At 71.0% G+C, this 10,952-nt stretch carries 13 protein-coding genes; 10 read left to right on the top strand and 3 right to left on the bottom strand.

What is annotated here, in order from left to right; all coding sequences use genetic code 11:
• Nucleotides 1–5 precede the first annotated feature (5 nt).
• From AC0IZJ_RS24350 to AC0IZJ_RS24370, 5 genes are all read left to right on the top strand, one after another.
• The gene (locus AC0IZJ_RS24350) at nucleotides 6–470 is read left to right on the top strand and encodes a CreA family protein (protein WP_471854200.1); all 465 of its coding nucleotides are present in this window, start codon (nucleotides 6–8) and stop codon (nucleotides 468–470) included.
• Nucleotides 467–655 carry a hypothetical protein gene (locus AC0IZJ_RS24355; protein ID WP_471854202.1) on the top strand — a complete coding sequence of 63 codons (189 nt, stop codon included), beginning with the start codon at nucleotides 467–469 and terminating at the stop codon, nucleotides 653–655. The genes AC0IZJ_RS24350 and AC0IZJ_RS24355 overlap by 4 nt, the downstream gene beginning before the upstream one ends.
• Entirely contained in the window at nucleotides 652–1,827 is a 1,176-nt protein-coding gene (locus AC0IZJ_RS24360; protein WP_471854204.1) for a sensor domain-containing diguanylate cyclase, read from the top strand. The genes AC0IZJ_RS24355 and AC0IZJ_RS24360 overlap by 4 nt, the downstream gene beginning before the upstream one ends.
• A complete protein-coding gene (locus AC0IZJ_RS24365; RefSeq protein ID WP_471854206.1) occupies nucleotides 1,827–3,416 on the top strand; it encodes an acyl-CoA dehydrogenase family protein in 1,590 nt (529 codons plus the stop codon). The genes AC0IZJ_RS24360 and AC0IZJ_RS24365 overlap by 1 nt, the downstream gene beginning before the upstream one ends.
• Nucleotides 3,417–3,564: 148 nt before the next feature.
• Nucleotides 3,565–3,753, top strand: a complete 189-nt coding sequence (locus AC0IZJ_RS24370) for a hypothetical protein (RefSeq protein WP_471854207.1) — start codon at nucleotides 3,565–3,567, stop codon at nucleotides 3,751–3,753.
• An 81-nt stretch (nucleotides 3,754–3,834) separates the two neighbouring features.
• On the opposite strand, the gene AC0IZJ_RS24375 is transcribed toward AC0IZJ_RS24370, so the two are convergent.
• Nucleotides 3,835–4,485, bottom strand: coding sequence for a response regulator (locus AC0IZJ_RS24375; protein WP_471854209.1), 651 nt, complete (start codon nucleotides 4,483–4,485; stop codon nucleotides 3,835–3,837).
• A gap of 192 nt (nucleotides 4,486–4,677) precedes the next feature.
• Here AC0IZJ_RS24375 and AC0IZJ_RS24380 point away from each other — a divergent pair, with 192 nt between their 5' ends.
• The 4 genes from AC0IZJ_RS24380 to AC0IZJ_RS24395 all read left to right on the top strand — a co-directional run bounded on the left by AC0IZJ_RS24380 (nucleotide 4,678) and on the right by AC0IZJ_RS24395 (nucleotide 7,420).
• Entirely contained in the window at nucleotides 4,678–5,004 is a 327-nt protein-coding gene (locus AC0IZJ_RS24380) for a BON domain-containing protein (protein WP_471854211.1), read from the top strand.
• Between the two features lie 121 nt (nucleotides 5,005–5,125).
• Nucleotides 5,126–5,539: a response regulator transcription factor gene (locus AC0IZJ_RS24385; protein ID WP_471854212.1), complete on the top strand. Its 414-nt coding sequence runs from the start codon at nucleotides 5,126–5,128 to the stop codon at nucleotides 5,537–5,539.
• A gap of 7 nt (nucleotides 5,540–5,546) precedes the next feature.
• Complete coding sequence (locus AC0IZJ_RS24390; protein ID WP_471854214.1) at nucleotides 5,547–6,947, top strand: CHASE3 domain-containing protein; 1,401 nt, start codon at nucleotides 5,547–5,549, stop codon at nucleotides 6,945–6,947.
• 89 nt (nucleotides 6,948–7,036) lie between these two features.
• A complete protein-coding gene (locus tag AC0IZJ_RS24395; RefSeq protein ID WP_471854215.1) occupies nucleotides 7,037–7,420 on the top strand; it encodes a hypothetical protein in 384 nt (127 codons plus the stop codon).
• 5 nt (nucleotides 7,421–7,425) lie between these two features.
• On the opposite strand, the gene AC0IZJ_RS24400 is transcribed toward AC0IZJ_RS24395, so the two are convergent.
• A complete protein-coding gene (locus AC0IZJ_RS24400) occupies nucleotides 7,426–9,954 on the bottom strand; it encodes an EAL domain-containing protein (RefSeq protein WP_471854216.1) in 2,529 nt (842 codons plus the stop codon).
• A gap of 170 nt (nucleotides 9,955–10,124) precedes the next feature.
• Here AC0IZJ_RS24400 and AC0IZJ_RS24405 point away from each other — a divergent pair, with 170 nt between their 5' ends.
• Nucleotides 10,125–10,565, top strand: coding sequence for a hypothetical protein (locus tag AC0IZJ_RS24405; RefSeq protein WP_471854218.1), 441 nt, complete (start codon nucleotides 10,125–10,127; stop codon nucleotides 10,563–10,565).
• Between the two features lie 180 nt (nucleotides 10,566–10,745).
• On the opposite strand, the gene AC0IZJ_RS24410 is transcribed toward AC0IZJ_RS24405, so the two are convergent.
• Nucleotides 10,746–10,952, bottom strand: a 207-nt coding sequence (locus tag AC0IZJ_RS24410) for a hypothetical protein (RefSeq protein WP_471854219.1), incomplete at its 5' end; no start/stop codon positions are given.

Consider the following 10,952-nt stretch of genomic DNA (forward strand, 5'->3'; position numbering starts at 1 on the left):
GGCCGATGAAGCAAGCCCTCCTTCTTCTCCTGCTCACTTCGGCAATCGCCCACGCCGAGCCCATCGGCTCGGTCGACACCGCCTTCAAGCTCATCGGCCCCGATCACAAGATCGTCGTCGACGCCTACGACGACCCCAAGGTGCAGGGCGTGGCCTGCTATGTGTCGCGCGCCAAGACGGGCGGCATCAGCGGTGCCATCGGCCTGGCCGAAGACAAGGCCGAGGCCTCCATCGCCTGTCGCCAGGTCGGCCCCATCGCCATCAGCCAGCCGCTGCCCCGGCAGGAAGAGGTCTTCAACGAGCGCATCTCGCTGGTGTTCAAGAAGCTGCGCATCGTGCGCATGGTGGACGCTCAGCGCAACACCCTCGTCTACCTGACCTACTCCGACCGCCTCATCGACGGCTCGCCCAAGAACAGTGTCACCGCGGTGCCGGTCGGTCGCGAAACGCCTATCCCGATCCGCAAATGAGCAAGGTCGAAGACCGCCAGCGGGCCGAGCGCTGGGCCGCTCCCGAGCCGGCCCGCATCCCCTTGGGGGCTGAGGCCGGACATGGTGAGTCCAGCGGGCTCGCCGTGCCTGCCGAAGAGCAGCGGCGCCGACCGCTGCGCGGCCTGCAAGGCCGGCCGGCGTACCCGACGGACGAGGGGCCATGACATTCACCGACGCCCTGTTCGCGCTGATGCCCATGCAGGCGCTGGCGGCGGCGCTGGTGCTCATCACCCTGGTCGGCTGGCGCGGTGCCAACGCGGGCGGGCGCTGGGCCCAGATGGGCATGGTGGCGCTGGGCCTGGGCCTGGCGCTGTCCAGCCCCGCGCTGGGCTACCACTTCACGGTGCCGCATGCGCTGCGCAGCGCGGGCGTGGGCCTCACCAGCCTGGGCCTGTCGGCGCTGTGGTGGGCGTTCGGTCTGTGGCTCACGCCGCGCCCGGGCCGCTGGGCCATGGCGGCGGTGCCCGGCGCGCTGACCGTCGGCCACGCCCTGCTGTGGGCCGACCCCACGGCGGCACGGACATTGACCGACCTCCTGCTCGGCGCCCAGCTCATCTGGCTCGGCGTGGCGCTGACGCTGCCTGGCCGCAGCGCCGTGCTGCAAGGCCTGAACAGCCGGCGCTGGCGCCTGCTGGGCCTGGCCGCCGTGCTGCCGCTGCTGGCCGCCCTGTTCTACCGCGCCGCCACCACGCTGCTCGGCCTGGGCCTGGGCGCGAGCACCGGCATGCCCTGGCCCGACCTGCTGCTGGCCCTGGCCGGCCAGCTCGCGCTGCTGCTGGCCTTGCCCATGCTGCTGCTGGCCTGGCGCGGCCAGACCGAGGCCGACCTGGCCCGCCTGGCCCAGACCGACGGCCTGACCGGCCTCACCGACCGCGCCGCCTTCACGGCGCGCTCGGTCGACATGATCTCCATGGCGCGCCGCTTCGACGAACCGCTCGCCCTCGTCGTGCTGGACATGGACGACTTCGCCACGCTGCAGTCCGAACGCGGCGCGGACTTTGCCGACCGTGCGCTGGCGCTGTTCGCCAGTTGCGTGCAGGCCCAGATGCGCCTGGGCGACCTGGCCGGGCGGCTGGCGGGCGAGCAGTTCGGCGTGCTGATGGCGCGCTGCCTGCCTGAAGGCCCGCAGGCGTTGGACGCCCGGCTGCGCAAGGCCCTGGCCGAGCTTGCACCGGCAGAATTGGGCATGCCTCTGTCCTTCAGCGCCGGCTGGGCCCGGCTGCGCCCCGGCGACCGCGGCCTGCCCGACCTGCAGCGCCGCGGCGAGACGGCGCTCTACGAGGCCCAGCGCGCCGGCCGAGGGCAGCTGATGGCAGAACCCGGAGTGCAGGACTGATGGCCACCGCCGACAACCTCGTCGACGAGTGGGTCGGCCACAACCTGCTGACCAGCGACCCCGCCCTGCTTGTTGCGCTGCGCAACGCAGCACCAGACGCCGTCGAGCCGCTGACGGCCTACGGCGCCGAGCTCGGCAGTGCCGAGACCGCCCAGCTCGCCCGCGACGCCAACCGCTTCAGTCCCGCGCTGCGCCAGCTGGACGCGCGCGGCCGCCGCATCGACGCCGTCGATTTCCACCCGAGCTGGCATGCGCTGCTGGCCATGTACCGCCGCCAGGGCCTGGTGGCCGACGTCTTCGCCACCGACACGCCCGGGCGCTGGGCTCGCTTCGCCGCCGGCTGCTACCTGCACGGTCAGGTGGAGGCCGGCTCGCTGTGTCCCGCGACGATGACGCAGGCCGCTGTTCCGCTGCTGGCCAGGCAGCCGGCGCTGTTCGCGCCGCTGCGCGACAAGTTCTTCAGCCGCACGCACGACCCGCGCGATGTGCCCATCGCCGACAAGGCGTCCATCTGGGTCGGCATGGGCATGACCGAGAAGCAGGGCGGCTCCGACCTGCGCCGCGTGACGACCACCGCAACGCAGCAGCCGGACGGCAGCTACCTCGTCACCGGCCACAAGTGGTTCTTCTCCGCGCCGACGAGCGACGCCCATCTCGTGCTGGCGCGCACCGACGCGGGCCCCACCTGCTTCTGGCTGCCACGCTACACGCCCGACGGCGCGCGCAATGCCGTGCAGGTGATGCGCCTCAAGGACAAGCTGGGCAACCGCAGCAATGCCAGCAGCGAGGTCGAGTTCCACGGCGCCTGGGCGCAGCGCCTGGGCGACGAGGGGCGCGGCATTCCGACGCTGATCGAGATGGCCGGCTACACGCGGCTGAACTGCGTCATCGGCAGCGCGGCGCTGTTGCGCGCCGGCCTGGTCCAGGCCCTGCACAACGCCCGCGAGCGCTCGGCGTTTGGACGCCGCCTGGCGGAGCAACCGCTGATGCAGACCGTGCTGGCTGACCTCGCACTGGAAAGCGAAGCCGCCATGCGGCTGATGCTGCGCCTTGCCAAGGGCTTCGAGCAGGGCGAGCCGGCCTGGCAACGCCTGATGACGCCGGCGGCCAAGCTCTGGGTCTGCAAGCGCGCTATCGAATGCAGCGGCGAAGCGATGGAGCTGCTGGGCGGCAACGGCTATGTGGAAGACGGCGTGCTCGCTCGCCTGTACCGCGAGGCGCCGGTCAACTCCATCTGGGAGGGTTCGGGCAATGTGATGGCGCTGGACGTGCTGCGCGCAGTGGCCCGCGAGCCCGACGTGGCGCTGGCGCTGCTCGAAGAATTTGCCGCCAGCCCGGACGAGCCGGTTCAGGCCGAGGCACTGGCCCTGCGCCGCCTGCTGACCGGCGACCCCGCTGCGCTGGAGGCGCAGGCACGCCGCGTTGCCCAAGGCCTGGTGCTGTGCGCTCAAGGTCTGCTGATGCGCGAGCAGTCGTCCACCGTGACGGCGGACGCCTTCATCGCCACCCGCTTCGGCGACAGTGGCCGCCTCGTCGGTACGCAAGCGGTGCCGCAGGCGGCGCAGATCCTGGATTGCTCGTTGGTCTGACTTGATCGCGCCTGGACGCGCGACCCAGGCCTCGATCTCCAGCTCGCCCTGTCGGCGTTCTCCGACACGCCGAGGCGCCGCCCGCCGATGCGCAAGCGCGCGTGCTGCCCCGATCCTTGACGGCGACATCACATCACTGGAGCACTTGATGGCCGACCTCAGCACCCACTCAGAGCCCGCGATGCCGGCCGCCCAGTCGAACCGCCTGCTGCTGTCGTCGCTGGCGCGTTGGTGGTCGCCGGCCGAGACCTCGTCGTCGGTCGATCCGGACCTCGGCTATGAGTCCGCACTGCCTTGGACCCTGGGCGACACCCAGGACGCCCGCGCCTACGACTGAGCCACTGAACCGCCGGGCCGTCGGCCCCCGGCTCCGCACAACACGCCCGCCCCGGCACGAAGACCGCGGCGGGCGTTGCGCTTATTGAATCAGGCCGTTCTTGAGCGCGTAATAGGTCAGGTCGCTGTTGGTCGCCAGCTTGAGCTTTTCCAGCACGCGCGTGCGGTAGGTGCTGACGGTCTTGACGCTGAGAAACAGCGCCTCGGCAATGTGGCCCACGGTCTCGCCCTGGGCCAGCCGCAGGAAGACCTGGAACTCGCGCTCCGACAGCAGCTCGTGCATCGGCTTGTCCGCACCACTGCCGCCCGCGCCGCCGCCGACGACGCTGTCGGCCAGCTGCTCGGCCACGGCGGGGCTGATGTAGCGCCGGCCACGCGACACCAGCCGGATCGCGTTGGCAATCTCCTCAGGGTCGCATTCCTTGTTCAGATAGCCGCTGGCGCCCTGGCGCAGCAGCGTGGTGGCGTAGTGCGCCTCGGGGAAGCCGCTGAGGATCAACACGGGCAGTTCAGGAAAGCGCGCCTTGATGGCCGCCAGCGCGTCCACACCGCTCTGGTCGGGCATGGAGATGTCCAGCAGCAGCACGTCAACGTCGCCGCGCCGTGCCATCTCCAGCGCTTCGTGGCCACTGGCCCCTTCGCCGGTAACGCGCAGGTCGACATGGTCGGACAGGAACTGGCGCAGCCCGGAGCGCACGATGGCGTGGTCGTCGACGATACCGATGCGGATCATGATGAGCCCGATGTTTGAGTGACGGCTGAGCGTAGCAGCCGGCACAGGCAGCCGGCAGCGGCCGGTGTCCTACGTCGACGCCAGCGGAGTCCTACAAGTCTCCCCGCCACGGGACTATCCCGCCGCATGCACGCTGCTCCGATAGTCGCTGCACGGCCCCTGGGCCGCCACCAGCCACACAAGGAGCCTCAAATGCTGAACAACAAACCCGTCCTGACCCTGGCTCTCGCCGCCGCCCTCATCAGCACCATCGGTGCCACCAGCGGCTGCGCCGTCGCCCGCAATCAGGAAACCGTGGGCGCCTACGTCGACGATGCGGCCCTGACGACGCGCGTCAAGGCCAAGTTCGCCGCCGACCCGACGGTCAGCGCCATGTCGATCAGTGTCGAGACGCTGAAGGGCACCGTGCAGCTGGCGGGCTTCGCCAAGAACTCCGAGGAGCGTGCGGTCGCCGAGAAGCTGGCGCGCGAAACCTCAGGTGTCGTGGCCGTCCGCAACGACATTGCCATCAAGAACTGACCCTCTAACCGTGACGCGCCTAGGACTAGTCCTACGGCGCGACGCGCTGCTGGCGCCATCGGCACAGCGCCGAAGCAGTTCATACTCGGCCCCACTCACGCCCCTACCGCTGCCGTCGACCATGCCTGCACTCAAAGCCTTCATCGTCGAGGACAGCCCGGTCATCCTTGAGAACCTGGTTGCCACGCTGGAAGAGCTGGCGCAGGTCGAGGTGGTCGGTTCCGTCGCCGATGAGGCCAGCGCGGTGCGCTGGATGAGCCGGGACCCCGACGCCAGCGCCGACCTTTTCATCGTCGACATCTTCCTGCGCTCCGGCACCGGCCTGGGTGTCCTGCAGGCCGCGCAGAAGCTCGGCTTGCGTGCCAGGCGTGTCGTGCTGACCAACTACGCCACCGAGGAAATGCGCCGGCGCTGCGCCAGCCTCGGCGCGGAGCGCGTGTTCGACAAGAGCCGCGAGCTGGACGACCTCATCGCCTACTGCGCCGAGCTTGCCGAACACGTTGCCGCCCCGCGCCCTGCTGCCGCAGCCAGCTGAGCAGCACATGGTCCTGCGTCATCTCGACCCCTGGCTTCTGGGCTCAAACCGGCATCGCGGCATCGCCGTGGCCTGCGCAGCGCTCGCCGCCGCCGCGGTCATGGGCGTCAGCGAGGCCGCCTTCTGGGGCGCCGACCAGGCACTTGCCCAGTCGCGGGCCCGCCATCTCGCCCGCGACGACAGCCTTCGCCTGCGCGAACTGCTCACCAGCGCGGAGACCGCCCAGCGTGGCTTCCTGCTGACCGGCCGCGACAACTACCTCGCCCCGGTGCAACTTGCCGAGCGCGAGCTGCCCGACGTGCTGCAGCGGCTGCGCGGCCAATACGAAAGCTCGGAGTGGGCGGCGCTGGTGGCCGACGCCAGCCTGCGTGCCAACGAGAAGCTCTCGGAGCTGCAACTGGTCATACAGCTGTACCGGCAAGGCAACGAACCTGCATGGAAAGGGCTGGTGGAATCCGACATCGGCCGCGAAAAGATGATGGCCGTGCGCGACGCCGTCAGCCAGCTGGACCGCCACGAGCTCGGCCAGATCGCCCTGGAGCGCGACGCCGTCTACCGCTCCCTGACCTACGGCCGGCTGGGCGTGCACGGGCTGACCGTGCTCAGCCTGTTCGGCCTGGCCATCTTTCTGCGCCGCAACGAGGCCTTGCACAACGCCCGCCGCCAGCACTCGCAGGAGCTGGCCCAGGAGCGCGACCGGCTGGACGGGGAGGTGGCGCGCCGCACCGCCGAGCTGACCGAGCTGGCTCATCACCTGCAAAACGTGCGCGAGGACGAGCGCGCCCACCTGGCCCGCGAGCTGCACGACGAACTCGGTGCGCTGCTGACGGCCGCCAAGCTCGACGTCGCCCGCATCCGCCGCATGACCAAGACGGCGCTCGACATCGACGAGCGCCTCAAGCACATGAGCGAGCTGCTGGACCAGGGCATCGCGCTGAAGCGCCGCATCATCGAAGACCTTCGGCCCTCGGCGTTGTCCAACCTGGGCCTGATCCCGGCGCTGGAGATCCTGACGCAGGAATTCGCCCAGCGCTCCGGCCTGAAGATCGAACTGGATCTGGCCGAAACCGCCACCTCCGACGGCGACCGCCTGGCCCTGTACCGCATGGTGCAGGAGGCGCTCACCAACGTGCTGCGCCACGCCAAGGCCAAGAACGTGCGCGTGTCGCTCGGCGAGGCCGACGGCTGGCTGCAGCTGCACATCCGCGACGACGGCCAGGGCTTCAACCCCGATGCCGTCGGCGCCGGCCACCACGGCCTGCTGGGCATGCGCTACCGCATCGAGGCCATGGGCGGGACGCTGCAGCTGCTGTCCTCACCCGGCCGCGGCACGCTGGTGCTGGCGCGCCTGCCGCACCGGGCCGACCCCGCGACAGACGCAGTGCCCGCCGCCGAACGCGCCGCCTGAAGTCCTACAGGCCAAGCCTGCGGGCGCCGACGTGGCAGCCGCGCCGCCAACGCCAAACTGGACGCAAATCTTCTGCACGGAGGCCCGTCATGCGGCTCCCCAAACCAACGCATTCCGAGGGCTGGCTGGCGCACCTCCACCAGTTGCGCCTGTCGTCCCATGATGGCAGCGGCCTGCCCGCGTCCAGCGAACGCCGCGGTGTGAACGTGCTCATCGCCATCGCAGCCGTCGGCGGCCTGTTGACCAGCGGCGCGCTCGGCATGGCCGAGGATCCTCGCCCGCTGGACGTTCAGCTGAGCAGCGCCGTGCGCGCGGCCGGTACCACGCTGGTGGCCTGGGAGCAGCAGCTGTCGCGCGGCCTGCAGGTCTCTCTGCGCGCCGTGGCCGATGGCAGGGACGCGCCTGCGGCACCACAACCCGTGGTGGCCGTCGCCACGCCGGCCTCTCCACCGGCGCCCCAGGCGACGCGCTAGCACCCCTACACGGGCTCAGGCTCCGGCTCCTGCGCCGCCGCCAGCAAGCCGGCCATCGGCTCGGGGCGGTGCAGCAGGAACCCCTGAACCTCACCCACGCCCAGGCGCACCAGTTCCAGCAACACCTCACGCGTCTCCACGCACTCGGCCACCGTCGTCAGGCCCAGCGCCTGCGCCACGTCAACGAAGCTGCGCACGGCCACCTGGTCCAGCGGGTCGTTCATCAGTGAGCGGACGAACTGGCCGTCGATCTTCAGCACGTCCACGGGGAGCACCTTCAGATAGCTGTAGGACGACGCCCCCGCGCCGAAATCGTCCAGCGCGATACGCGCGCCGAGCGCGCGCATCTGCTTGATGAAGCGCGCGGCATCGGTCAGCCGCGTGATGACGGCCGTCTCGGTGATCTCCAGGCACAGGGCGCGCGCGCGGGTCGGCCCAAGCGCCGAGAGCAATGCCTTCGCTTCCTCGTGGAAGGCCGCGTCCTGCAGCGTCACGCCTGACAAGTTGACCGACAGCGACGCAATGTCCGGAGCACCCTCACGCTGCAGCATCGCCACGGCCTGACTCAGCACCCAGCGGTCGATGCGCGGAGCGATGTGAAAGCGCTCGGCGGCGGGCATGAAGGCGGCGGGCAGCACGCGGCTGCCGTCACGCTCACGCAGGCGCAGCAGCAGTTCGCCGCGCAGGCGGCCGTCGTCCTCCGGGCCATGCGCCGCCATGACGCGTTGCAGGTCGAGCTCGAAGCGGTCTTCGTCCAGCGCCTGCTGCAGCCGGGTGGCCCAGCGATGCTCGCTCTGGTGGGAGCGCAGCGTCGCGTCATCGGGCGCCCAGACGTGCACACGGTTGCGCCCCAGTTCCTTGGCAATCATGCAACAGGCATCCGCCTCGCGCAGCGCAGTCTCGGCGTCGGGCCAGCGGTCATCCAGCGGCGCCACGCCGATGCTGGCGCCGATGCGGAAGTTCTGCCCGTCCTGCGCGTAGCGGTATTGGTCCAGCGTGTCGCAAAGCTTCTGCGCGACGCGCAGGGCCTCCTCCGGCGAACAGTTTTCCAGGATGGCCGCGAACTCGTCGCCCCCCAGCCGGGCCACCGTGTCGCGGCCGCGCACGCCGGCCTCCAGGCGATGGGCCACCTCGCGCAGCACCTCGTCGCCGGCGGCGTGGCCGCAGTGGTCGTTGACGAGCTTGAAGCGGTCCAGGTCGAACGCCAGCAGCGCGTGCTGGCTGCCATCGCGCGTGGCGCGCTCGAAGGTGCGCGTCAGGCGCTGGCCGAACTCCGCGCGGTTGACGAGGCCGGTCAGGCTGTCGTGGCTGGCGCGCCAGCGGATCTCGTCGAACTGGCGGCGTTGCTGCGTCACGTCGCGAAAGACCAGTACCGCCCCCAGCACCCGGCCCGCCTTGCCCCGGATGGGCGCCACCGAGTCGTCCACGGCGCGCTGCTCGCCGTCGCGGCCCTGCAGCACCGCGCCAGGCGGCAGTTGGGCCGGCTGGCCGCTGTCCAGGCATTGCTGCACCGGGTCGGGCAGGGGCTCCTGGCCGTCCTCGCGGCGCGGCTGGAACACCCGGCTGGCCGGCTGGCCGCGCGCCTCCTCGGCGGTCCAGCCCGTCAGCCGCTGCGCCACCGGGTTGAGCCAGGTCACGCGGCCCTGGGCATCGGTGGTCAGTACCGCGTCGGCGATGGACTGCAGCGTCACCTCCAGCAACTCGTGTTGCTCCTCGAGCTGCTGCTGAAGGAGGCGCTCCTCGCTGACGTCCCAGCAGACGCCGCACAGGCGCAGGGCCTGGCCGCTGCCGTCGCGCAGCAAACGGCCCGAGCCCCGCAGCACGTGGAGGCTGCCATCCGGCCAGACCACCCGCCATTCGCCGTCGAACTGCCGATTGCCATCCCGGGCATCGCGCAGGGATTGCAGCGCAGCGCGGCGGTCCTGCGGGTGCACGCGCCGCTGCCAGGCGCCGGGCGTGATGCGCTGGCCGTGCGGCGCTTCGCCGTGCAGCCGCCACATGGCATCGTCCCAGGTCAACCGGCCGTGGCGAGATTCCTGCAGGTCCAGCTCCCACACGCCGATGCCGCCGCCGTGGGTGGCCAGGTCCAGGCGCTCCAGCGTGCGCTCCAGTTCGGCGCGCACGGCGGCCGGATCGGTCACATCCTGCATGACGACGCCGACACGGGCGCTGCTGCCAGCCCCGCCGTCGCCGTCCGGCCCGCCCACCACACGCAGCACGCGCGGTCCGCGCTCGCCGGCGTCGCAGGGCAGTTCGACGTCCCAGCCCAGGCCCTCGGCCGCTGCGCGGCGCAGGGCGGCGTCCAGCATCGCAGCACCGTCGGGGCCGAAGCGTTCCAGCAGGCCGGCAAGCGTAGGCACCCGGGCGGCGGGCAGGCCGAGCAGGTCGCAGGCCGAGTCGGACAGCACCAGGGCCTCGGTATCAGCCTGCCATTCCCAGGCACCAACGCCGGCAAGCCGGCTGCAGCGCTCCAGCAGCCGCGCGTTCTGCGCGAGCGCCTGTTCCATGGCGTCCAGGTGAGGGGGCTCGCTCATCAATGGTTGGTTGAACAAAGACGGCAAAGCTTGATCCGGGTCCCGTAGCGACCGCGTCAGCGGGATGAGGTCGCCCTTGTAGGACAAAAGCTTGTCTGCCATTTGTTACAGCCCCGCCGCCAACCACCGCAGTTGTCACGCGTTCAATACCCACAGCAAAGGAGCACTGCATGAACGACAAACACCCCCTCACGCGCTGGATCGCACCCGCCCTGCTTGGCCTGGCCGGCCTGGCCACCCTGCCCGCAAGCGCGGCGGACGTGGGCGTGTCCATCGGCTTCAGCCAGCCTGGCGTCTATGGCCGCGTCGACATCGGCCGCTACCCGCAACCGGTGCTGGTGGCTCCGCGCCCGGTGGTCATCGGCCACCCGGTGTATGCCCAGCCGGTCTACCTCTGGGCGCCTCGCGAGCACCGCCGCGACTGGCGCCACCATTGCAGCCGCTACGGCGCCTGCGGCGCGCCGGTCTACTTCGTCGACGACGGCTGGTATCGCCGCACGGTCGTCGTGCGCCATGAAGGGGTTGAGCGGCCGCGCCACTCCCATCGCCATCACGACCATGACCGCGGTCGCGGCCATGGGCATGGTCACGGCCACGGCCACCGGGACTGATCCAGCGCAAAACGGCACGCCAGGCCCGCAGTTCCAGGCATTGCGGGTCGGTCTGGCGGCCTAAAGTCAGTGCATACCCTGACCGTTGCGCCGCCGTTGAGCGGTTGGCCGGATGCCTGACGCTGACTCCACTGCCCTCCCCCCGCTGACCCCGCCGCCGGCCCCGCGCTGGCGCTCGGCCTATGCCTGGCCGATGGCCCTTGCCCTGGCGGCCTGCGGCGGCGGCGGCAGTTCGTCGCCCGGGGACACCGGCACGCCGGTCCCCCCGCCGGTGGCCACGCCCAGCCCGCTGCCGATGCCAACGCCCACGCCGACACCCGGCGCACCGGCACCCACGCCCGGCTCACCCGCGCCAACACCGGGCACGCCACCGCCGCCGCCGCCCCC

The sequence above is a fragment of the Roseateles sp. AC306 genome, from assembly GCF_979253795.1.

Bases quoted from the DNA above. Each gene is read 5' to 3' on its own strand.
- AC0IZJ_RS24355 (WP_471854202.1), top strand. From the start codon at position 467: ATGAGCAAGGTCGAAGACCGCCAGCGGGCCGAGCGCTGGGCCGCTCCC.
- AC0IZJ_RS24360 (WP_471854204.1), top strand. From the start codon at position 652: ATGACATTCACCGACGCCCTGTTCGCGCTGATGCCCATGCAGGCGCTG.
- AC0IZJ_RS24365 (WP_471854206.1), top strand. From the start codon at position 1,827: ATGGCCACCGCCGACAACCTCGTCGACGAGTGGGTCGGCCACAACCTG.
- AC0IZJ_RS24380 (WP_471854211.1), top strand. From the start codon at position 4,678: ATGCTGAACAACAAACCCGTCCTGACCCTGGCTCTCGCCGCCGCCCTC.
- AC0IZJ_RS24405 (WP_471854218.1), top strand. From the start codon at position 10,125: ATGAACGACAAACACCCCCTCACGCGCTGGATCGCACCCGCCCTGCTT.
- AC0IZJ_RS24400 (WP_471854216.1), bottom strand. From the start codon at position 9,954: ATGAGCGAGCCCCCTCACCTGGACGCCATGGAACAGGCGCTCGCGCAG.
- AC0IZJ_RS24395 (WP_471854215.1), top strand. From the start codon at position 7,037: ATGCGGCTCCCCAAACCAACGCATTCCGAGGGCTGGCTGGCGCACCTC.
- AC0IZJ_RS24375 (WP_471854209.1), bottom strand. From the start codon at position 4,485: ATGATCCGCATCGGTATCGTCGACGACCACGCCATCGTGCGCTCCGGG.
- AC0IZJ_RS24350 (WP_471854200.1), top strand. From the start codon at position 6: ATGAAGCAAGCCCTCCTTCTTCTCCTGCTCACTTCGGCAATCGCCCAC.
- AC0IZJ_RS24385 (WP_471854212.1), top strand. From the start codon at position 5,126: ATGCCTGCACTCAAAGCCTTCATCGTCGAGGACAGCCCGGTCATCCTT.
- AC0IZJ_RS24370 (WP_471854207.1), top strand. From the start codon at position 3,565: ATGGCCGACCTCAGCACCCACTCAGAGCCCGCGATGCCGGCCGCCCAG.
- AC0IZJ_RS24390 (WP_471854214.1), top strand. From the start codon at position 5,547: ATGGTCCTGCGTCATCTCGACCCCTGGCTTCTGGGCTCAAACCGGCAT.